20 protein-coding genes are annotated in these 21,734 nt (G+C 67.4%); 15 read left to right on the forward strand and 5 right to left on the reverse strand.

What is annotated here, in order from left to right; all coding sequences use genetic code 11:
• The first annotated feature begins 138 nt into the window (after positions 1 to 138).
• The 4 genes from PCC79_RS03740 to PCC79_RS03755 all read left to right on the forward strand — a co-directional run bounded on the left by PCC79_RS03740 (position 139) and on the right by PCC79_RS03755 (position 4,305).
• Positions 139 to 294 carry a hypothetical protein gene (locus PCC79_RS03740; RefSeq protein ID WP_342373058.1) on the forward strand — a complete coding sequence of 52 codons (156 nt, stop codon included), beginning with the start codon at positions 139 to 141 and terminating at the stop codon, positions 292 to 294.
• A 286-nt stretch (positions 295 to 580) separates the two neighbouring features.
• A complete protein-coding gene (locus tag PCC79_RS03745; protein ID WP_342372507.1) occupies positions 581 to 1,891 on the forward strand; it encodes an ISL3 family transposase in 1,311 nt (436 codons plus the stop codon).
• A 253-nt stretch (positions 1,892 to 2,144) separates the two neighbouring features.
• On the forward strand, positions 2,145 to 3,314 hold the full coding sequence (locus PCC79_RS03750; protein ID WP_342373059.1) for a DNA adenine methylase: 1,170 nt from the start codon (positions 2,145 to 2,147) through the stop codon (positions 3,312 to 3,314).
• A complete protein-coding gene (locus tag PCC79_RS03755; RefSeq protein WP_342373060.1) occupies positions 3,298 to 4,305 on the forward strand; it encodes a ParB/RepB/Spo0J family partition protein in 1,008 nt (335 codons plus the stop codon). Before PCC79_RS03750 ends, PCC79_RS03755 begins: the two co-directional genes overlap by 17 nt.
• Positions 4,306 to 4,407: 102 nt before the next feature.
• On the opposite strand, the gene PCC79_RS03760 is transcribed toward PCC79_RS03755, so the two are convergent.
• Both PCC79_RS03760 and PCC79_RS03765 read right to left on the reverse strand, forming a co-directional pair.
• Complete coding sequence (locus PCC79_RS03760; RefSeq protein ID WP_342372507.1) at positions 4,408 to 5,718, reverse strand: ISL3 family transposase; 1,311 nt, start codon at positions 5,716 to 5,718, stop codon at positions 4,408 to 4,410.
• Between the two features lie 146 nt (positions 5,719 to 5,864).
• Positions 5,865 to 7,172, reverse strand: coding sequence for an ISL3 family transposase (locus PCC79_RS03765; protein ID WP_342371612.1), 1,308 nt, complete (start codon positions 7,170 to 7,172; stop codon positions 5,865 to 5,867).
• Between the two features lie 773 nt (positions 7,173 to 7,945).
• Between PCC79_RS03765 and PCC79_RS03770 the strand changes: the two genes are divergently transcribed.
• A complete protein-coding gene (locus tag PCC79_RS03770) occupies positions 7,946 to 9,211 on the forward strand; it encodes an ISL3 family transposase (RefSeq protein WP_342373061.1) in 1,266 nt (421 codons plus the stop codon).
• Between the two features lie 173 nt (positions 9,212 to 9,384).
• On the opposite strand, the gene PCC79_RS03775 is transcribed toward PCC79_RS03770, so the two are convergent.
• A complete protein-coding gene (locus PCC79_RS03775) occupies positions 9,385 to 9,822 on the reverse strand; it encodes a PIN domain-containing protein (protein ID WP_342373062.1) in 438 nt (145 codons plus the stop codon).
• Positions 9,819 to 10,070 carry a hypothetical protein gene (locus tag PCC79_RS03780; protein WP_232549645.1) on the reverse strand — a complete coding sequence of 84 codons (252 nt, stop codon included), beginning with the start codon at positions 10,068 to 10,070 and terminating at the stop codon, positions 9,819 to 9,821. The genes PCC79_RS03775 and PCC79_RS03780 overlap by 4 nt, the downstream gene beginning before the upstream one ends.
• 461 nt (positions 10,071 to 10,531) lie before the next feature.
• Between PCC79_RS03780 and PCC79_RS03785 the strand changes: the two genes are divergently transcribed.
• A complete protein-coding gene (locus PCC79_RS03785) occupies positions 10,532 to 11,701 on the forward strand; it encodes an ABC transporter substrate-binding protein (protein WP_342373063.1) in 1,170 nt (389 codons plus the stop codon).
• Positions 11,702 to 12,537: 836 nt separating this feature from the next.
• On the opposite strand, the gene PCC79_RS03790 is transcribed toward PCC79_RS03785, so the two are convergent.
• Positions 12,538 to 13,356, reverse strand: a complete 819-nt coding sequence (locus tag PCC79_RS03790; RefSeq protein ID WP_342373064.1) for an SDR family NAD(P)-dependent oxidoreductase — start codon at positions 13,354 to 13,356, stop codon at positions 12,538 to 12,540.
• Positions 13,357 to 13,504: 148 nt separating this feature from the next.
• Between PCC79_RS03790 and PCC79_RS03795 the strand changes: the two genes are divergently transcribed.
• From PCC79_RS03795 to PCC79_RS03835, 9 genes are all read left to right on the forward strand, one after another.
• Positions 13,505 to 14,650, forward strand: a complete 1,146-nt coding sequence (locus PCC79_RS03795) for a sensor histidine kinase (protein WP_342373065.1) — start codon at positions 13,505 to 13,507, stop codon at positions 14,648 to 14,650.
• A complete protein-coding gene (locus PCC79_RS03800; RefSeq protein WP_342373066.1) occupies positions 14,647 to 15,312 on the forward strand; it encodes a response regulator transcription factor in 666 nt (221 codons plus the stop codon). The genes PCC79_RS03795 and PCC79_RS03800 overlap by 4 nt, the downstream gene beginning before the upstream one ends.
• A gap of 122 nt (positions 15,313 to 15,434) precedes the next feature.
• Positions 15,435 to 15,728, forward strand: coding sequence for an SDR family NAD(P)-dependent oxidoreductase (locus PCC79_RS03805; protein WP_232549651.1), 294 nt, complete (start codon positions 15,435 to 15,437; stop codon positions 15,726 to 15,728).
• Complete coding sequence (locus tag PCC79_RS03810; protein WP_232549652.1) at positions 15,725 to 17,326, forward strand: ATP-binding protein; 1,602 nt, start codon at positions 15,725 to 15,727, stop codon at positions 17,324 to 17,326. Before PCC79_RS03805 ends, PCC79_RS03810 begins: the two co-directional genes overlap by 4 nt.
• Complete coding sequence (locus PCC79_RS03815) at positions 17,323 to 18,459, forward strand: lytic transglycosylase domain-containing protein (RefSeq protein WP_232549653.1); 1,137 nt, start codon at positions 17,323 to 17,325, stop codon at positions 18,457 to 18,459. Before PCC79_RS03810 ends, PCC79_RS03815 begins: the two co-directional genes overlap by 4 nt.
• A gap of 36 nt (positions 18,460 to 18,495) precedes the next feature.
• A complete protein-coding gene (locus tag PCC79_RS03820; protein WP_342373067.1) occupies positions 18,496 to 18,954 on the forward strand; it encodes a hypothetical protein in 459 nt (152 codons plus the stop codon).
• Positions 18,951 to 20,435, forward strand: coding sequence for a type IV secretory system conjugative DNA transfer family protein (locus PCC79_RS03825; RefSeq protein ID WP_342373068.1), 1,485 nt, complete (start codon positions 18,951 to 18,953; stop codon positions 20,433 to 20,435). Before PCC79_RS03820 ends, PCC79_RS03825 begins: the two co-directional genes overlap by 4 nt.
• Positions 20,428 to 21,087 carry a hypothetical protein gene (locus tag PCC79_RS03830; RefSeq protein WP_342373069.1) on the forward strand — a complete coding sequence of 220 codons (660 nt, stop codon included), beginning with the start codon at positions 20,428 to 20,430 and terminating at the stop codon, positions 21,085 to 21,087. Before PCC79_RS03825 ends, PCC79_RS03830 begins: the two co-directional genes overlap by 8 nt.
• Positions 21,084 to 21,599, forward strand: a complete 516-nt coding sequence (locus tag PCC79_RS03835) for a hypothetical protein (protein ID WP_342373070.1) — start codon at positions 21,084 to 21,086, stop codon at positions 21,597 to 21,599. The genes PCC79_RS03830 and PCC79_RS03835 overlap by 4 nt, the downstream gene beginning before the upstream one ends.
• The last annotated feature ends 135 nt before the right edge of the window (positions 21,600 to 21,734 follow it).

Here is a 21,734-nt window from a genome sequence, read left to right on the forward strand (position 1 = left end):
GCTCGGACACGTCGAGGCCTTCCGGTCAGGTTGAAGAGACGCTTCCGATCCTGAAGGCCTCGACCCCCAACCACCATCACCCCGCGCTCGGGCGTGTCGCGCTCACCCCCACCTCAAGGTTGAAGAGCCCTCAATCTCGTGGTCCTGGTCTGCGTGTGGAGCGCCTTCAAAATGCTGTGGATCGGCCCCGTCAGCCTGGTCCACCTGCTCCGAGCCAAGGCGAGCGAGCACCGTGCCCGCCGCGACGATATCCGCCACAACCACGACGAGCCAGTGCAGACCGGGGTCATGTGATGGGTCGATATGTGAAGAAGACCACACGGCGCCGCCGAGAGGATCGGAACCTCACCGTCCGAGCTGAGCACCGCGGCCCGCCAGATATGGACAAGCACTGTCAACTGCTCATCAGGTTCACGCCGCAAAACACGGGCGGGTCAAGAGTTTACGGGCTCTTCCGATTTGAGGGTGTAGCGGGAGCCTGTGTTCGGCGGGCAGGTGGGTGGCGCGTCGGTGCCGTGCTGGGGGTCGGGGTCCCCCGAGGATGGAGGTTCCTACACCGATCCACCAGGAAGACCCCGACGTGTCCTACGCTACCTTCGCGCGCCCTGACCTGACCACGTTCGCCGGCTTGGACGGGCTCGGTTTGGAGGTGGTCGGCCAACGCGTCGAACCTCAGCGGGCCGTGCTGGCCTGCCGGATCGTGGAGCCTGACCAGTGGTGTCACCGGTGCGGGTGCGAGGGTGCCCCGCGCGACACCGTGACGCGTCGGCTGGCGCACGAACCGCTGGGCTGGCGGCCCACCACCCTGGAGGTCACGGTGCGCCGCTACCGGTGCGGCGACTGTGGGCATGTGTGGCGCCAGGACATGACCAAGGCTGCCGAGCCCCGCGCCTTGTTGTCCCGCCGCGCCCTGCGGTGGGCGCTGGAAGCGCTCGTGATCGCACACCTAACGGTGGCCCGGATCGCTGAAGGGTTGGCGGTGTCATGGGACACCGCGAACAATGCGGTGCTGGCCGAGGGACAGCGTGTCCTGATCGCCGACCCGACACGGTTCGACGGCGTGCGGGTTCTTGGCGTGGACGAGCACGTGTGGCGGCATACCCGCAAGGGCGACAAGTACGTCACGGTGATCATCGACCTTACTCCCGTTAGGGATGATACTGGTCCCGCGCGTCTGCTCGACATGGTCGAGGGACGTTCCAAGCAGGCGTTCAAGACGTGGCTCGCCACCCGGCCCAAGGTGTGGCGGGACGGAGTCGAGGTCGTGGCCATGGATGGTTTCACCGGGTTCAAGACCGCCACCACCGAGGAACTCCCTGACGCGGTCACCGTCTTGGATCCGTTTCACGCAGTCAGATTGGCCGGCGATGCCCTCGACCAGTGCCGGCGCCGGGTCCAACAGACCCTGCACGGCCACCGAGGCCGTGCTGATGATCCGCTCTACCGGGCCCGTCGCACCTTGCACACCGGCCTGGATCTGCTCACCACCAGGCAGAAGGCCCGGCTGGAAGCCTTGTTCGCCGGCGATGAGCACGTCGAAGTCGAAGCTACCTGGGCGGTCTACCAACGGATGATCGCCGCCTATCGCGAACCCAAGCCCGCTGAAGGGAAGGCCCGCATGCAGGCCGTCATCGCCGCCCTCAGCAGCGGTGTCCCCGCCGCGTTGACCGAGCTCGCCGTGCTGGGCCGCACACTGAAGAAGCGGGCCCCTGACATCCTCGCCTACTTCGACCGGCCGGGCACGTCAAACGGTCCCACCGAAGCTCTGAATGGCCGGCTGGAACACCTCCGCGGCAGCGCCCTCGGCTTCCGGAACCTCACCAACTACATCGCCAGATCCCTCCTCGAGACCGGCGGATTCAGACCGCGACTACACCGTGGTTTGGGATGAGCCAGTTTACGACCGCCGCCAGGACGTTGGGCCGACCCCGACCGGTGCGGTCGAGCGGCTTTGCAAGCGCGCGGGCGGTCCACCGGGTCCGTCTCGTCTCGTCTCGGGCTCATACACCCTTGATGGCCGCTCAGGTGGCCGACGCGCGGCGAGTCCGGCCTGAAACGTCTGGGGCAGCCGATAACGTTAGTGTGGAAACGCTGTCGAGAGGAGCGAGTAGGTGGTAGTCCGGTACATGGGTACGAAGCGCCACATGGCCGACCATGTACGCGACGCCATCGCTGAGCTGAATGCTGAAGGGCGCGTTGTCGATCTCTTTTCGGGTATGGGCAGCGTGGCTGAAAGCCTCCAAGAGACCGCCTCGGTCGTGACCAATGACGCGATGAGCTTCACCGCTGCCTTGTCGCGGGCACGCTTCACAGGGTCTGACCGCTCTACGACCTCGGCTGAGGTCATAGAGCGTCTGCTGCCTGGGTATGAAGCCCGACTTCGCGAGTTGGAATCGACGTATGCCATCGAGTTGAAGAGCGAGGCCGCGGCGCTGAATGGTTCGCGGACTGACCTGCTCGACTACATGGACAAGGCGCAGCATGTGGGCAACTCCGCCGCCCATCGCCGTTCCGCCAAGGTCGCCGCGGAATCGAGTGGGTCGGATCACTATGAGTTGGCAAGTCTCTACTTTTCTGCGGGATACCTCAGCCTCCGGCAAGCGATAGAGCTCGATGCGACAAGGGCTGCTATCGACACTGATTCACATCTAGAAGACCGGGACTGGATGCTGGCGGCTTGGATCGCTGGCGCGTCGGTTCTTATCAACGCGCCAGGGCATACTGCTCAGTATCTTCGTCCGAACTCCAATTCCGCTCATACCCGAATTGTGCGCACATGGTCTCGTTCTATCTGGGACGAGTTTTCCAGCGCACTTGATACAGTTTCTCAGGTTGGCTCCGAGGCGTGGCGGCAGCGAAACTCGGTCTACGTCGGAGACGCTCTCGATCTGGTTAGCGCTGGGGAGCTCCGCGATATTGGGACGGTCTACGCGGACCCGCCTTACACGAAAGATCAGTACAGCAGGTACTACCACGTCTATGAGACTCTATACCGCTACGACTTTCCAGACTCCAGTGGTGTGGGGCGGAATCGATCAGACCGCTTCACTACAGGATTCTCCCTAAAGACCGCTGTCGTATCATCTTTCCATGACCTCTGCCGCAATGTCTCTAGAATGCGCGTGCCTCTAGTTATCAGCTACCCGTCAAGCGGCCTGCTGGGCGAGGCCGGCATAACGGTCTCAGAGATCGCGCTACAGTACTTCGAGAAAGTCAAGACCCAATCCTACGAAGCGAATCATTCAACAATGGGTGCCTCAACCGGGGCATCCAAGAAGTCGGCAACGGAGAACCTGTATGTCTGTCTCGTCTGAAGCAGAAGAACTCGCGGATGCGTCTCAGAACATAACCGCCGAACTGCGGGAATTGAACGTAGCCGACGTTGTGCCGAACGCTCAGAACCCTCGCCTGGACTTCCCCCAAGACGAGTTGGACCGGCTGACTGACTCCATCGATCTGGAAGGCGTACTTGTTCCCATCGTCGTCTACCCGAAAGATGACAAGTACGTTCTAGTTGATGGTGAACGTCGGTTCAGGTGCGCCCGAGATCTTGGTCACAGTAGGATTCCTGCTCTCATTACCACTGAACGCAGCGAGCGCGAAGTGCTCCAGCAGATGTTCAACATCCACCTCATCCGCGAACCTTGGCGCGATATTCCGACCGCCAAGGCCCTCCAACGACTCGCTAAGGAGATAGCGGAGACCGAGGGGCAAGAGCCCAACGACAACGAGTTGCGTGACCTCACTGGCCTGTCTATCGAGCGAGTACGACAGCTCCGCTACGTAGTTACTCTTCCAGATCAGTGGCAGGACTACATCCGAGATGAGACGATACCCCTCAACTTTTTCTGGGAGCTAAAGAAGAACGTCATTGACGCTCTGCGTAACAACAGACCCGCGATCCTCGATGAATACGGCGAAGACCGTGTGAGCAGCGCCTTCGTTCAGAAACGTCTGGACCAAGTCATCACAGACACCGTCAGCTTGCGCAAGGTTTCACCCATCATCAAGTTCGCGGCTCAGGACGCTGAGTCGAATGGCACCGGCACCTCGACGCTCGACAGCTCGATCCGCGACCTCATCGAGAGGCCGGAAGCGACCATCGATGATGCCTACGAAGAGACCGTTCAGATGATGGTTGAGGTGGACAAGCTCGGCCGTCGCACTTCGAGCATGGTTGCTGTGTTTGCGCGCCTCCTTACCAAGACGGCCGGGACGCCAGACAACGAGGAAGTTCGTCGTCTCGGTCGTGATCTTGTTCAGCAGGTTGCGGCGCTGATCGACGCGGATGAGCAGCACAACTGAGGTCGAGGGCGCGCTCGTGGAAGAGATCATTGACGAACCATCGCGCGGCCGGCCCGTTGGAGTGTCCGACGTCGCGGCTGCCGCTGAGCGTGTTTATGGGGCTCATCCCAAACCACGGTGTAGTCGCGGTCTGAATCCGCCGGTCTCGAGGAGGGATCTGGCGATGTAGTTGGTGAGGTTCCGGAAGCCGAGGGCGCTGCCGCGGAGGTGTTCCAGCCGGCCATTCAGAGCTTCGGTGGGACCGTTTGACGTGCCCGGCCGGTCGAAGTAGGCGAGGATGTCAGGGGCCCGCTTCTTCAGTGTGCGGCCCAGCACGGCGAGCTCGGTCAACGCGGCGGGGACACCGCTGCTGAGGGCGGCGATGACGGCCTGCATGCGGGCCTTCCCTTCAGCGGGCTTGGGTTCGCGATAGGCGGCGATCATCCGTTGGTAGACCGCCCAGGTAGCTTCGACTTCGACGTGCTCATCGCCGGCGAACAAGGCTTCCAGCCGGGCCTTCTGCCTGGTGGTGAGCAGATCCAGGCCGGTGTGCAAGGTGCGACGGGCCCGGTAGAGCGGATCATCAGCACGGCCTCGGTGGCCGTGCAGGGTCTGTTGGACCCGGCGCCGGCACTGGTCGAGGGCATCGCCGGCCAATCTGACTGCGTGAAACGGATCCAAGACGGTGACCGCGTCAGGGAGTTCCTCGGTGGTGGCGGTCTTGAACCCGGTGAAACCATCCATGGCCACGACCTCGACTCCGTCCCGCCACACCTTGGGCCGGGTGGCGAGCCACGTCTTGAACGCCTGCTTGGAACGTCCCTCGACCATGTCGAGCAGACGCGCGGGACCAGTATCATCCCTAACGGGAGTAAGGTCGATGATCACCGTGACGTACTTGTCGCCCTTGCGGGTATGCCGCCACACGTGCTCGTCCACGCCAAGAACCCGCACGCCGTCGAACCGTGTCGGGTCGGCGATCAGGACACGCTGTCCCTCGGCCAGCACCGCATTGTTCGCGGTGTCCCATGACACCGCCAACCCTTCAGCGATCCGGGCCACCGTTAGGTGTGCGATCACGAGCGCTTCCAGCGCCCACCGCAGGGCGCGGCGGGACAACAAGGCGCGGGGCTCGGCAGCCTTGGTCATGTCCTGGCGCCACACATGCCCACAGTCGCCGCACCGGTAGCGGCGCACCGTGACCTCCAGGGTGGTGGGCCGCCAGCCCAGCGGTTCGTGCGCCAGCCGACGCGTCACGGTGTCGCGCGGGGCACCCTCGCACCCGCACCGGTGACACCACTGGTCAGGCTCCACGATCCGGCAGGCCAGCACGGCCCGCTGAGGTTCGACGCGTTGGCCGACCACCTCCAAACCGAGCCCGTCCAAGCCGGCGAACGTGGTCAGGTCAGGGCGCGCGAAGGTAGCGTAGGACACGTCGGGGTCTTCCTGGTGGATCGGTGTAGGAACCTCCATCCTCGGGGGACCCCGACCCCCAGCACGGCACCGACGCGCCACCCACCTGCCCGCCGAACACAGGCTCCCGCTACACCCTCAAATCGGAAGAGCCGTTTATGGGCTCATCACAATCCACGGTGTAGCTGGGGTCTGAATCCGCCTGTTTCGAGTAGCGATCTGGCGATGTAGTGGGTGAGGTTGCGGAAGCCGAGGGCGCTGCCGCGGAGGTGTTCGAGTCGGCCGTTGAGGGCCTCGGTGGGCCCGTTCGACGTGCCGGGCCGGTCGAAGTAGGCGAGGACGTCGGCGGCCCGGTTCTTCAGGGTGCGGCCGAGGGTGATGATCTCTGTCAAGGCGCGGGGGACTCCGCTGCTGATGGCGTCGATGAGGGCCTGCATGAGCGTGCGCCCCTTCGCGCGGTCGGGTTCTCGGTAGGCGGTGATCATCTTCTGGTAGATGGCCCAGGTGGCTTCGACCTCGACGTGTTCATCGCCGGCGAACAAGGCCTCCAGGCGGGTCTTCTGCCTGGGGGTGAGGAGGTCCAGGCCGGTGTGCAGCATCCGACGGGCGCGGTAGAGCGGATCACCAGCACGACCCCGGTGGCCATGAAGGTTTTGTTGGACCCGCCTGCGGCAGCGGTCGAGGGCGTCGCCGGCCAGACGGACGACGTGGAACGGATCCAACACCGGCGTGGCGTCGGGGAGTTCTTCGGTGGTGGCGGTCTTGAAGCCAGTGAACCCATCCATCGCTACGACCTCCACCCCGGCCCGCCACGTCTGGGGGCGGGCGGCGAGCCACGTTTTGAAGGCTTGTTTGGAGCGGCCCTCGACCATGTCCAACAAGCGGGCCGGTCCGGTGTCATCCCTGACCGGAGTGAGGTCGATGATGACCGTCACGTACTTGTCGCCCTTGCGGGTGTGCCGCCAGACGTGTTCGTCGACGCCGACCACGCTCACGCCGTTGAACCGCTCGGGATCATCGATCAGGGCGCGTTGGCCCTCGGCGAGGACGGCGTCGTTGGCGGTGTTCCACGACACCGCGAGGGCTTCGGCGATCCGGGCGACGGTCAAGTGTGCGACCACGAGGCCTTCCAGCGCCCACCGCAACGCGCGGCGGGACAGCTTGGAGCGTGGTTCGGCAGCCTTGCCCATGTCCTGGCGCCACACGTGTCCACACTCACCACAGCGGTAACGGCGCAGCGTCACCACCAAGACGGTCGGTCGCCAGCCGAACGGCTCGTGGGCCAACCGGCGGGTGACCGTGTCGCGCGGGGTCCCCTCGCACCCGCACCGGCGGCACCACCGGTCATCATCAACGACCCGGCACGCCAGCACGGCCCGCTCACGTTCCACGTGTTGACCAACGGCTTCCAGGCCGAGCTCGTCGAGGCGGGTGAACGTAGTCAGGTCGGGACGAACGAAGGTAGCGTTGAACACGTCGAGGTCTTTCGGATGGAAGGCGTAGGAACCTCCATCATCGGAAGACCTCGACCCTCACCACGGCACCGACGCGCCGTCCGCCCTCACCTCGCCGCTACACCCTCAACTGTGATGAGCCGGTTTGGGCCGTGTCCTGTTGCGGTGGCCGTTCTGGGTGATCTCACCCGTGGGTTTGGCCATCGCGTGGTGGTTGGCGAACCAGCGGCTGGGAACGCCCTCCACATATGCCTTTTGGATCGCTTTTGGAGGAACGGGAGCTTGGGTAATGTCGGCCTTGTGGCTCGGTGCGCTTTGGTTGCGCAGTGCCGTGAGGTGCCGGCACCCACGTGAACGTGGCGTCTGACCTGGAACTGTCTTGGGGCGTGACCGAGAGGACGAGGAAGAGTATCGGGCCCACTGAGACCCCGCTGCGGATGGGCATCGGAGGTCGGGGTTAGGTCTTCCCAAGGGAAACCCCGGTGAGTACGCAACCCGGGCTGAGGCCTGTAACGCCGACCGCGTGATCGGACGTTCGCTGCGACTCGACGGGAACCCAGGTGGAGGCCCAGAGCTGCTGCTCCCAAATCGGGCTCTTCACAGTTGCGGGGGGGGTGAGGGCGACACGCCGTGAGCGGGGGTGACCTCGGGGTGGGGGTCGAGGCCCTCAGGATCAGGAACGACCAAGAACCCATTCCACGAGGACCTCGACTGTGCCTGATCCTATGGCGTGTGCCTGGCACGCCAATACTGACGATTCCTGTTACTGCGCCAACTGTGACTTGTTGGTCGGCTTGCCCGGTCTGCACGTGGTCGGGGTGGACCGGGACGACGGCGGCGTGTTGAGGGTCACCGTGGAATCAGCGGTGCCGGTGATGGGCTGTCCCGCCTGCGGCGTGGTGGCACACAGTCACGGCCGCCGTACCGTGGCGCTGGTTGATACCCCCGCGTTCGGTGCACCGACCAAGTTGTTGTGGCGCAAGCGGACATGGGAGTGCATCGAGTCCTCGTGTCCGATGGGGGTGTTCACCGAGCAGGATCCCGCGGTCGCGGGCGAACGATCGGTGCTGACCACCAGGGCGTGCGTGTGGGCGATCGGACAGATGCGCCGCGAGCACGCGTCGGTGGCCGGGTTGGCCCGCCAGCTGGGAGTCGCGTGGAACACCGTCTGGACTGCGATCGGCCCGCTGCTCGCTGCGAAGGCGGCCGACGAGTCCCGCTTCCACGGGGTCACCACCTTGGGGGTGGACGAGCACCTGTGGCACCACGTCAGCCCACGCAAGCGTGGCCCCAAGGAGTTGACCGGCATGGTCGATCTCACTCCTGACAAGGACGGAAACATTCACGCACGTCTGCTCGACCTGGTACCCGGCCGGTCCGGGACCGTCTACAAGACCTGGCTGAAGGCCCGGGGGAAGAAGTTCCGCGCCGGGGTGGAGGTGGCGACCCTGGACCCCTTCCGCGGGTACAAGAACGCCATCGATGACCAACTCGACGACGCCACCGCCGTCCTGGACGCCTTCCACATCGTGAAGCTCGGCACCAGCATGGTTGATGACGTGCGACGGCGCGTCCAGCAAGACACCCAAGGCCATCGCGGACGATCCGGCGACCCCCTCTACGGGATCCGCAACGTGCTGCGTGCCGGGGTGGAACACCTCACCGAACGCCAACATGCCCGCCTGGCAGCAGCGTTCGACGCCGATGAACGTCACCTGGCAGTCGAGGTGGCATGGCAGTGTGCCCAACGACTCAGAGCCGTCTACCACCAAGAGACCCCCCAAGCCGGACGGGCCCTCGCCATCAAGGTTGTCGACGGCTTCGCGAGCTGCCCGATCCCCGAGGTCGCCCGCCTCGGCCGTACCCTCAAACAATGGAAGGACGCGTTTTTGGCCTACTTCGACACCGACGGCGCCAGCAACGGCGGATGCGAAGCAGTCAACGGGCTCATCGAACTCCACCGCCGCATCGCCCGCGGCTTCCGCAACCGCGAGAATTACCGCCTCCGCATGCTCCTGATCGCCGGCGGACTCGACCCCTCACCCCCACCGCAACTGTGAAGAGCCCCAAATCGTCAGCAACAGGCGCGAGACGTGTGGACTGCGCACATGGACCCGCAACTATGACCGACGAAGCCATGGACCGATTCACCCGCGAGGATCTGCGCGCCGTGATCGCCGATTTCGGCGGGCGTTTCGCGGGGCGACCGGGGAACAGTCACGCCCGCGGCATCTCAGGGCGTTTCGGAGCCCGTGAGGTAGAAGCGAACCCGGTCGGTTGTCCAGGTCGCGACGCCCGTACCGAAGAAGTCTTGATCCTCTGTCCAGATGGGACAGTTCAACACCATCGCCGCCGCCAAGATCGGCCAATCCCCGGCGTCCCTTGTCTCGATACGCGCGAGGGCCTCCTCGCGAACCGCCACGTACACAGATTCTTCGAGTGGGTGAATGATCGCCTCGAACTGGTCCAGCACCGCCAGCGGAACCGCAGGATCGATGCCGCGCTGCTGAAGCAGATCGGGAAGGTAGCGACGCGCATCCTCGAAGCACTCAGCAGGCGAGAAGAACTCCACCGCATCGACATGGGCCAGTACGAGCTCACGCACCGCAGAGCCCAAGACGAGCCGAATCAAGATGTTGGCGTCAACAACGATCGCTCGGGCAGCACTCACGCTTGCCCCGCACGAGCCGCCTTGAACTCCGCCACCACCTCATCGGGCTGGACTCCGTGCTTAGTCAACAGCTCATCCAACGCCTGCGCAGCAGACCTCAGCGAGGCGATCTCGGCTTCCCGATCCGTTGGCGTCGGGATGAACCAACCCACTGTTACGCCATGACGCGTCACCGCAACGGGCTCGGCCGACGCAATGAAGTCAGCCAGACCGGCTCGAAACTCCCGCACTCCAACAACCTGTGTCACCGCCACCACCTCCGTGTATCTATGTGTACACAATAGGTGCCCAGTGGGCGGATGGCAAGATCAGCCGTGTGTCCGGTCATCGGCATTGTCGCTCGGCCACGATCACCGGCTCGAACCCGACAGATCCCGGCAGCCATCGACACGCAGGAGGTCTTCACATGAGAACCATGATCCAGGAGATCTCGCACTACACCTACTGCGTCAGCTGGTCGACGACGTCGTAGACGACCTGCAACGCAACGGCGAGCAGGTCCGTGAGCCTTTGTCCTCCTCGCCTAGGGTGGGTAAGTTTGGACACGCCACTCGGTGGTTCACCGCCGACCGGAAGGATGCGCATGTCCCCCTCACCCTTCTCACGTCGAACCTTCATGGCGCTGTCCGGAACGGGGCTGGCATCACTCGCGACTGCCGGTTGCGCACCGGGCGCCACCCGTACCCCCGCGGCCGGAGACGGTTCGTCGGTGCGCGTCGTTTGGTGGGGGAACGACAAGCGGACGGAGCTGACACAAGAGGCTCTCGACTCGTTCTCGGCATCCCACCCGGGTGCGGCGATCGCGCCCGAGCCGACCGAGTGGGGTGGCTACTGGGACAAGCTGGCCACCCAAGTCGCAGCGCAGGACGCCCCCGACCTCATCCAGATGGACGAGAAGTACCTGCTGGAGTACGCGCGCCGGGGGGCACTCGCCGACTTGGCGGCCGTCGACACCACAGCGTTCGCACCCGGCACCGTCGAGTTGGGAGAGGCCGACGGAACCCTGTATGCCATCAACGCCGGCACCATCGCCCCGGTGCTGATGGCGAACCCGGAGCTGTTCGACCAGGCCGGCGTGCCCCTCCCCGACGACGCCACGTGGACGTGGGATGACGTCAAGCGACTCGCCATCACCCTCACCACCAACCTGCCCGCAGGGAGTTATGGCCTCACCGACTTCAGCGGCCGTGACGCCGCCTTCCGGGTGTGGGTGCGCCAGAACGGCGTCGAGACGTTCACCGATGGCCAGCTGGGGTTCGGGCCCGAGGTGGCCGCCTCCTTCTTCGCCATGGCGAAGGATCTGATGGACTCGGGGGCCACCCCGCCCGCCAGCCAATCCACGGAGGACGTGTCCGCGCCCGTGGCCCAGCGGCTGTTCTCCACGGGCCTGACCGCCATGGCGATCTACTCCTCCAACCAGATCACGGCCTTCGACGCCGCCACCGGCAAGGATTTGAGGCTGCTGCGGCTTCCGAGCCGCGATGGGACCCCGGCTGGGGCGCGGCTCGCCTACCAGGCGTCCATGTACTGGTGCGTCATGAGCCAGGCGAAGAACCCCGAACGGGCGGTCCAGCTGGCCTCCTACCTCGTCAACGACGAGGCCGCTGGCAGGATTCTGCTCACCGAGCGCGGCGTCCCGGCCAACACCCAGGTGTTGGCTGCCATCCAGAACGACCTGTCGGCGTCCGACAAGAAGGCGATCGCCTACCTCGACTCGCTGGAGCCCCACCTGGCGCCCACCCCGCCCCTGACGCCGCAGGGTGCGTCCTCCTTCGAGGACGTCCTCATCCGCCACGGCCAAGACGTCCTGTTCGGGCGCGCGACGCCGCAGGCCGCGGGGGAGTCCTTCGTCAACGAGATGCGGACTGCGATCGGCTAGGCCCGCGCCGGAGCGCCTCGCGCCAGGTACGACGCAAGATGCGGGGGTCTGGACGCCGCTGGCTTCAGCCACGCGCCGCGGCAGCGAGGAAGTCAACAAGGCGCGCTCGACGGGGAGGAAGGCCTCGACTTCTGCGGCCCGCGCTTCAGGGGTGTCGAGCACGGCGCGGGTGGAGCGGTCACCGGGGCGACCAGGTAGTCGTCCTCGGCAGCCTGGAACGGGTGGTCAACTCGCCGAGAAACTACCTTCAGGCAAGTCGCGGGCATGACCCCACCGTCCTCGACCACCCGGAGCTCGCGAGTCTGGGCACCCTTGGGCGACGCCGAGACCGAGATGGTGAGGAGAACGGGGCCGATCACGACGCCCTGCGTGCGGCTTTCCTTCGCAAGCGCGTTGATCGCGACCGGAGCGATTTAGCCCCGGCCGTTTGAACCGTCAGCGCGATCCGACGGTCGTGCACGCGACGCGTCTAGGGCCGCGGCGGGCGTGCTGACCGCGCCGACCAGGACATCAGGGGCCGGTGCGGCGACCGTTGATGAGCATGCCGACGTGGAGAACAGTGCGGTGGAGGCGGCGAAAGCACCCTCCGAGAGCAACCCGGTCCGACGAGGAGGGGATCGAGCCGATTTTCGACCAGGAGCGGCACAGGGGTCGGGCCTGAGGTCCCGCAGGTTGTCTCACCCCCCCGCCGGGGTGCGCGAACGTGCAATCGGCGTCTTGGGTGTCAACCGCGGCCAGAACTGGCAAGCACATCGCCCAGCGGGGCGCACATGGTGTGCCACGAGCAGGGCCCGGGGCGTTGCGGCGTCCTGGGCTCCTGCGCTGCGACGAGCCGGTCACTGTGCCGACCAGCTCCCGTCAGCCGCGAGCGTCGCGCCGGTGACGAAGGCCGCGTCATCGCTGAGCAGGAAGCAGATGCACGCGGCCAGGGACTCTGCGGAGGCGAGGGACGGCATCCTGGCGCCCATGAGCGGGCCGATCACCTGCGCACCGCGGGCCGAGGCCACGTTCTTCTCGCTGGCGGTGATGACGGCGCCGGGCGCAATGGCGTTGCAACGCACATCGTCCGCGGCGTACATGACCGCGGTGCTCCGGGTGAGGCCGATGACGGCGTGCTTGGACGCCGTGTATGCGGCGCCGCCGGCCGCCCCACCCAAAGCGGCCATGGAACCGAGGTTCACGATGGAGCCGCCGCCGTCGAGCAGCAGGGGCATCGCCGCGCGGGTCATCCGCACGGTTCCGCCCACGTTGATGTCCATGACGCGCGCGAAGGCGGCATCGGTGACCTCGGCGATCGGCTCGAAGCCGTCCATGATGCCGGCGTTGTTGACCAGACCGTCAAGGCGGCCCTCGCATGCGCGCACGGCGGCCTGGACGTCGTCCTCGCTGGTCACGTCGCAGGTGACGGTGACGAGGCATTCGGGATCGGGCGCGGCCGCGAGCTCCGCCAGGGCATCGGCCGTCCGGTCGGCCGCGATGACGCGGGCGCCCTCGGCGAGGAGGCGTTGCGTTGTCGCCAACCCGATACCGGATGCGGCACCCGTGACGAGAATGCTGCGCCCGGCAAAACGGCCGGCGATCGGATCAGCCCCAGCGGTGGAGATGACGCGGGGGGCATCCGCGGGGAGAGTGCGTGGCGAAGTCGTGGGGGTCATGGTTGCTCCTTGGATTGCGAGCCCGGTGATTCCGGGGGAATGACTCCATGGTGGGTCGCCGCGAGCGATGCGGCGTCGTCGGAACGCGGTCAGATCGGCTACTGCGATCGCAGTACTTCCTGCGGTGTCGTGCTGGGAGGATGGGCGGGTGAACACCACTCCTTCTGCTCGGTTCGAGCTGGTGGTGACCCTGATTGCGGGGGCCGCGCTGGCCGTCGGGCTCCCGGTCCAGGCGATCCAGCAGGCACCCGTGAGCGCCCAGCTGGCGCTGCTCGTTGCGGCCGCTGGCTGGCTGGTGGCCCGGCGTTGGCCCTGGCCGGGCCTGCTCCTGGTGATGGCGGCCCCGATTCTGGCCGCGTCGGGGGGGTGGACCCCGATTCTGACCTGGACGGTGGTGGTCTTCGCTGCCCTGTGGTGGTCGCGGCGTGGGTTGTCGGCGCTGCTGCTCGGCTTGGCGACCGGTTCGGCCAGCTACCTGGCGTTCGCCCTCGCGGAGGGGGTGTGGGTCGGGAATCTGCTGCTCCTGGCCTTCTCGGTGTGCGTCGCCGCGTCAGCCGTGGGCGGTCTCTTGCGTGCGCGCGCTGACTTTGTGCGTGAGGCGGAGCTGCGCGCGCAGCAGGAGGCGCGGGCGCGGGCGTCCGAACTCGATCAGCGCGTCGCAACGGAGCGACTGCGCATCGCGCGCGACCTGCACGATTCCGTCGGCCACCAGGCGGCGGTGGTCAGCATGCACCTCGGCGCCGCCGAGGTCCACGCGGCCGCCGGAGCACCCGCCGCCGAGGTGACGGCCGACCTGCGTCAGGCGCGCGCCGGCGTCCAGAGCGTGCTGCTCGAGATGCAGCGGATTCTTGAAATCCTGCGCGTCGCGCCCGAGGACTCACTGGGTCCCCTCGCCGCCCACGGGCACGTGGCTGACCTGGTGGCGTCGTTCACCGCAGCGGGTCTGCCGCTCCGGGCATCGGTGGCGGACGCCCCCGCCGGCCAGGCCGTGGACGCCGCGACCGCGGTGTACCGGGTGGTCCAGGAGGCGCTCACCAACGCGCAGAAGCACGGCGCGGGAGAAGTGACGCTCGATGTCGCGACCATCGGGGACGAGGTGGTCGTGTCGGTGCAGAATGGCCTCCGCGACGGTCCGGCCGGCGCGGGTCGGCTTGCCGGAGAACGGGCCGGCTTCGGCCTGACCGGCATGCGGGAACGATTGGCGTCCGTGGGAGGCTGGCTCAGGACGGGCGTCGAGGACGGACAGTTCCGGCTCGAGGCACACGTGCCCATCGACGCGGGGAGGTCGCGATGATCAGGGTCGGAATCGCCGACGATCAGGAGATGATCCGGCTGGGGCTCCGCGCGATCCTGTCGGCGCAGCCGGACATGGAGGTCGCGGCGGAGGCGGCGGACGGGCTGTCCGCCGCACGCTTGGCCGCCCATGGTGGGCTCGACGTGCTGCTGATGGACATCAGGATGCCTGGCATCGACGGGGTCGAGGCGATCCGCCGGATCCGCCGCGATCTCCCGGGATCCGCGCTGCGCATCATCATCTTGACCACCTACGGCCATGATGAGAACGTCCTCAACGGACTGAAGGCGGGCGCCAACGGATTTCTCGGGAAGGGCGTCGGGCCGGACGAACTGGCTGACAGCATTCGCGAGGTCGCCGCGGGCGGAGGGGCGCTGTCGGCGGCGGCAGCCCACGTGCTCATTGGCCACGTGGGGGAGTCCCGCGACGTGGTGGCTGACCCCGCGCTCGTCCGCCTGTTCGACGAGCTCACCACACGCGAGCGCGAAGTGGTGCAGGCTGCGGTGAACGGGCTCGACAACGCGCAGATCGCCCGGGACTTCTACCTATCGCCCCTCACGGTGAAGACCCACGCCAACCGGGCGATGACCAAGGTGGGGGCTCGTGATCGCGCTCAACTCGTGAGCCTGGCGTTCCGGGCGGGTTTCCGGCCCGGAGACTGATCATTCCGGCTGCGCCCTCTACGACGAGCGCAGTAGTCCTGATCGCTGCGCTGGGCCGATGGCGGACGCCTCGGTGCGCGGGAAGCTCGTGGGGTCAACGACAGCCCGAAAGGAACTTCATCATGAACCCCCTCCCTCACGTGCCCTCGCACAAGCCGTCCGTCTCGCCCGTGTGCGTCGTCACGGGCGGGGGCAGCGGCATCGGCCTGGCCACCGCCCACCGCATGCGAGGCCACCGCGTGGTGCTCGCGGGCCGAACCGCCAGCACGCTGGAGTCTGCCGCAGACCAGCTCCAGCTCGAGGCCTCAGTCCGCCGGGCCGGTTTCGCCCCCCAGGTCCTCGACCTGGCCCACGACGTCGCCTTCGCAGCCTCCTCGCTGCCGTTGGGCATCAGCCTGAGCAGGAGCACCACATGAGCAAGCCCACCACCCACAGCCGGACTATTCCGCGGAATAGTGGCCATTCCGGCCGGTCGGTCGATGCCCTGTTGTCGGACTTCGGCCACCAGCTGCCCCGCCAACCTGAGGCGGCTGCGCCCGCGCACGACCCGACGCCGCTGTTCCGCCCGGCGAACCGGCGCGGCCCCCTGCGCCGCAACCAAGGGTGGGCGCCGTCCCTGCCGCCGGTGGCCGGTTGGCGGATGACCTCAGACCAGGCGCCCGCGTTGTGGCCGTTCGTGGCCGGCCCCGGCTTGCCCCCGACCGGCGCGCAGATCGGTGTGGACGACTTCTCCGGGGGAGCGTTCTACGCCGACCCGGTCGGCTGGACCCTCGATGACTCGATTCCGGTCACCAACACCAACGTGTTCTGCTTTGGTGACCCCGGCCGCGGCAAGTCCGGCACCACCAAGGCGTTCGTGCTGCGCATGTCCGACTTCGGCTACAAGACCCTCATCCTGGGCGACATCAAGGACGAGTACGAGAGCCTGTGCCACTGGTTTGGTGTCGAACCGATCGCCGTCGGCCAGGGCCTGCGCGCGCGTATCAACCCCTTGGACTTCGGGCCACTCATCCACGGGTGGGAGAACCTCACCCCAGCCGAAGCACGAACGCGGGCGACCGTCGTGTTCGGCCGCTGGGGCACGCTGGTGCGCGGTCTGGTCGGGTCGCAGAAGGTCGGCGACGTCCACGTGCCCTACGGGCCGACCGAGGCGCGCGTGGTCGACCAAGCCTTGCGCACCCTCACCGGCTACGCCGACGGGCAAACCCGCCTGACCGAGACGACCCTGCCCGAGTTGAGCAAGTTGATCGAGGACCCCAGCGACGAGCTCGTCAACGAGTGCCGCTACGCCAACCGGCGCCAGTTCCTGGACGACACCCGCCTGCTGCGCGATGCCCTCAACCGGCTCGTCCGTGGCGTCCTGGCGGGCATCTTCGACGCCCGCACCACCATCGACGTCGACTGGACCGCCCCCATCCAGTCCCTGTCCCTGTCGCGGCTCAAGCCGCTGGGCGATGAAGCGGTCGCGATCGCGCTGGCGTGCACCAGCTCGTGGGGCCGCGGCGTCCGGGAAGTGTCCGACCCGAACCAGCTCAACATCACCATCCGCGACGAGGTGTGGCTCCAACTCCGCCTCGGCCCGGACGCCGTGAAGAGTTTCGACGCCGACCTGCGCCTGTCCCGATCGGAGGGGTCGGTGCAGTGGTGCAACATGCACCACCCGGCCAACTTCGAGGCCATCGCCGATGCCGGCTCACAGTCCTCGATGATCGCCCGCGACCTGGCCAAGCTGGCCTCCACGACGATCTACCACGGCATCGACGACCCCGACGCCGTCCCCACCAGCCTGGGGCCGGTCGCCCACCACGCCATCACCGAGTGGGCCTGCCAGAACAAGGGCCGCGCCCTGTGGAAGGTCGGCGATCGCCAGTTCCGCGTCCAGACCGTCCTCCACCCCGCCGAACGCGCCCTGTTCGACACCAACGAAGCCCTCGCCGGGAAAGGTCCAGAGCACGGCCCGATTCCTGACGGTCTCGCACGCGAGCCTGAGTGGGCACGAGGCGGCCTGTCATGAAGACCTTCATCGTCGGCATCCTCACCCTGGGCCTGCTGGCCACCGCAGGGCCGTTCGCGGTCGCGGTGCTCAGCGTGGTCCTGCTCGTGCCCACCGCCGACAAGGCCAGCCACGACTACTGCCTCGCCACCCCCGTCATCACCACCCCCGAAGACACCACCCCCAGTGACGACCAGACGCCGGCGGTGGAGGGGACGGAGGTTCCGTCGGTGAGTGGGCTGAGTGCCCGCACCAGCGGGGCGACCGACGGGTTCGCGTTGCCGCCGGCCGATGACAGCCTGCGCCGGGCGAGCCTGCGCAACCCGCCCACCGAGATCCCCGCCGACATCCTCGCCCTCTACCAAGCCGCCGCGGCCGCCTACAACCTGCCCTGGACACTCTTGGCGGGGATCGGGATGGCCGAGACCAACCACGGACGGCTGAAGGCGACCAGCTACGCCGGCGCGAAGGGGCTGATGCAGTTCATGCCCGCCACCTTCGCCGCCTACGGCGTCGACGGCGACGGCGACGGCGACGGGGACGCCCACATCCTCAACGACGCCGACAGCATCTTCTCCGCGGCGAACTACCTGAGGGCCAGCGGCGTCCACAACGGGCCCGACGGCGTCCGCGGCGCCCTGTTCGCCTACAACCGGGCGCACTGGTACGTCAACGACGTCCTGTTCTACGCCCACGCCTACGGCGGGGGAGCGGTCCCCGGGACACCCGGCCGAGGGTGTGTGCCGAACGTCGGCATCATCGACGGCGAGATCCCCCAGTCCGACCGCGACGTCGGTTCGGAATACCGGCTCACGGTGGCCACCATCATCGTCAAGCGCGCGGTCGCCGCCATGTTCCCGACCATCACCACGATCGGCGGGTGGCGGTCCAGCTCGAAGATCTCGGTCAGCGACCACCCCCACGGCAAAGGCCTGGACGTGATGATCTCCAACTACCGCGACCCCGCCCAGATCGCCCTGGGTGATGCGATCTGCGACTGGCTCATCGCCAACCACGAAGTCCTCAAGATCAAGTACCTCATCTGGCGCCAACAGTCCTGGAGCCCGCAGCGGCCCTACTGGCGGCCCATGGCCGACCGCGGCTCGGACACCGACAACCACTTCGACCACGTCCACATCAGCGTCCTCGAGTAACCCCACCCCGTCCAGCCCTAGATAGGGAGTCCGTTCATGCAGCAGCAACGCCGCCACAACCCCTACCCGCTCACCTGGGAGATCCCCCTCGGCGTCCTCCTCGGCGCCGTCCTGGTGCTGTTCTACGGCCTGCACGCCGGTCGCGGGCTCGCGACCTGGCTGGCCGGGTACGGCTGGCACTGGCCGACCCCGACCGCCCTGGTTTCCAGCATCCCCGGCGTGGTGGCCGGTGACCCGCACGCCGGGCTGGCCGACGGCGCCCTGCCTGCCGGGGCGACCGCCCCGGTGTTGGTGTGCATCATCGTCGCCGAACTCGTCCTGCTGGCCGGGATCACCATCCTCACCGTGTGGGGGTGGGCGCGGTGGGGGCCGGGCCGCATCCTCGGCATGGCCACCCCCACCCAAGTCGAGAACGTCCTCGGCGTGAGCCGCCTGCGCAAGGTCCGCCACGTCATCCGCCCCGACCTGTACCCCAAGAAGCGAGCACTCCGATGAGCATGATCACCCACCATGAAGCCAAGCCACGCCGCGTCCGGTTCGACCCCCACCACGTGGGGTGGCGGATCGGCCGCGCCCACCACCCGCGTGCCGGGGACCTGTGGTGCCCGTGGGACCGCACCTGCGGGGTGATCGGCCCCCAGGGCTCGGGCAAGACCCTCGACATCCTGGTCCCCGCCCTGCTCACCGCCCCCGGTGCAGCGTTGGTGACCCTCACCAAACCGGCCGACCTGCTGCTGTCGTGGCAGGCCCGCACCCGCGACGGCCGGCCCTGCCACGTCCTGGACCCGTTCGGCGCCGTCCCGGGCCTGCCTGAACTGGTGTGGAACCCGATCGACGGGTGCGTCGACCCGCTGGTGGCGGAACGCCGGGCGAAGGCGTTCACCGCCGGCACCGTCAAGGCCGGCGCCTCCGGCAGCGGCGACGCCGCAGCCCGGTTCTACGCCGCCGAGGCCGCCAAGGTGCTGCAGGGCTACTTCCACGCCGCCGCGCTCACCGGGCAGACCCTCGACGTCGTCCTGCGCTGGGTCGCGAACCCGCTGGCCACCCAGGAGCCAGCTGAGATCCTGCGCGAACACCCCGACGCCGCCCCGTTCTGGCACGGCCTGCTCACCGGCGCGCTCACCGGCGACGACCGCACCGCCGGGAACACGATCACCACCGTCCAGCAAGCGTTGACCTTGTTCTTCCAGCCAGACATCCGCCGTCGCTGCATGCCGCGTCCGGGGCATCCGGCCACCGACATCGCCGACATCATCCGGCGCGGGGGCACCATCTACCTGCTGGGACGCGAGGACCCCTACGCCAGCGCCAGCCCGCTGATGACCGCCCTGGCCGAACACGTCCTCGACACCGCCCTCGCCCTCGCCACGGCCAGCGAGCACAACAAGCTGTGCCCGCCGATGCTGGCCTGCCTCGATGAGCTGCCCTCGACCGCACCCCTGCCCACCCTCCGCATCCGGATGGCCAACGAACGAGCGTTGGGCATCTCGTTCATCTGGGCTGCACAGACGTGGCGGCAGCTCGCCGCCCTGTTCGGCGAGCAGGAAGCCCGCGCCCTGCTCGGCCTGACCAACGTGCTGGTCATGTTCGGCGGCAGCAAGGACGGCGGGTTCAACCGAGAGATCTCCGAACTCGTCGGCAGCGTCCGCGTCGCCCGCACCACCTGGCAGACCAGCGGCAAAGGTGGACGCAGCATCAGCGGGGAGGACATGGCCATCCTCAAACCCGAGGAAGTCCGGCAGATCCCCACCAAGCAGGCCCTCGTCGTCCCCGAGAACGCACCCCCGATCATCGCCAAACTGTCGCGCTGCATCGAGGGCAAGACCGGACGCCAACTGTTGGCCGAACTCGACGCCACCCGCACCATCGTCGAGCGTGCGCGTGCTGACGAGGTCTCCATCGAGGCCCGCCAACTCGCCGCGCTGGCCAACGCCCGCCGTCACGCGCTGACCGAGGCGGCCGACCACGATGGATAGGACCCCGGACAAGTCGCTGGTGTGGGCGTTCCCCACCCCCGACACCCCCCTGTTGGCCGTCGCCTACCGCGACCTCTACCTGGCCGCAGAGGGCACCGCCCAGCAGAAGGAGATGCTCGGCGACCCGGCCCTGCTCCCGCGCCCTTGGGACCCGGCCACCTGCCAGGACCCGCTCCTGCGCCAGGAAGTGTGGGACTGGCTGGAGGAGTTCGTGGTCTGGTTCAACCGCGAGTACGTGTGGGACCCCAACGCCGGCATGATCCCCTCCTGCTGGCCCCAGCACCCCCACCTCGTCCACGAGATTGCCGTGCTCGCCGACCAACGCCGGCGTGCCGGCATCGCGACCACCAGCGACCTGCTCGAGGACGGGCACCGCTACGCCGTCCCCGCCTTCATCGACCGGATGAAAGCCCGCCTGAAGAACCAGTGCGACGACAACCACCCCAGCTGGCCCGCCCGCGGCCGCCACGCCCGCCTCCTCAACGAAGCCGACACCCGCCTGCGCGCCTACGGCAGCGACGTCACCACCCTCACCCAGCAACTCGCCGAGCACCACCGGGCCGCCCTCCTGGCCGAACCGACAGCGCGCCCCAACCTCCGCCTGGTCGACGGCAGCCAGGTCGACCCCGACACCGGGGAGATCCTCCGATGACCCACCAGCCAGACCAGCAGCTCGACCTGCTCGACTTCATCCCCTACACCGACGGCGGTCGGCAAGGCGCCCCACCACCGCCCCCCGAGGTCACCCAGTGCCGGTGGTGCCACCACAGCGAACCCAACGGACTCCTGCTCCGCAACAACCACACCCCCGACAGCTACCGCGCGATCCAGACCACCTGGTGCATCGCCATGGACCTCACCCTGAGCCACCTCATCTACTGGCAACGACGCATCCACGACCAGGACGCCACCCCGCCCAGCCGGCGCCGCCCAAAGCACGAGGAGGACCCCCGCCAGGGCATGGCGCGCAGCATGGAACGCGCCCTGGTCGTGTGGCAGCACCGCCGCGACGAGCTCGACGCCCAACTCGACGCCCTCGACATCCCCCGACTCCACCGAACCGAAGAGGCACCGGCCGTCATCGAGCACGTACCCACCCGGCAACCGCCGGCCGTACCCATCCCCGAACAACGACGCCACCAGCCCCCGGCGCCGTCACCCTGACCCGTTCCCAGACGCCATCCACTTCAAGCATCAATGGTGGGGTTGACCCATCAAAGGTGGGGTTGATACTTTAGGGGTGGTGGTTGCCCCCCCCCGAGGAGTGGGGGAGCGTGCGTACCGGAAAGCGTCAGCGGC

The sequence above is a fragment of the Propioniciclava soli genome (assembly GCF_038502305.1).
In the GTDB taxonomy this organism is placed as follows: domain Bacteria; phylum Actinomycetota; class Actinomycetes; order Propionibacteriales; family Propionibacteriaceae; genus Propioniciclava; species Propioniciclava soli.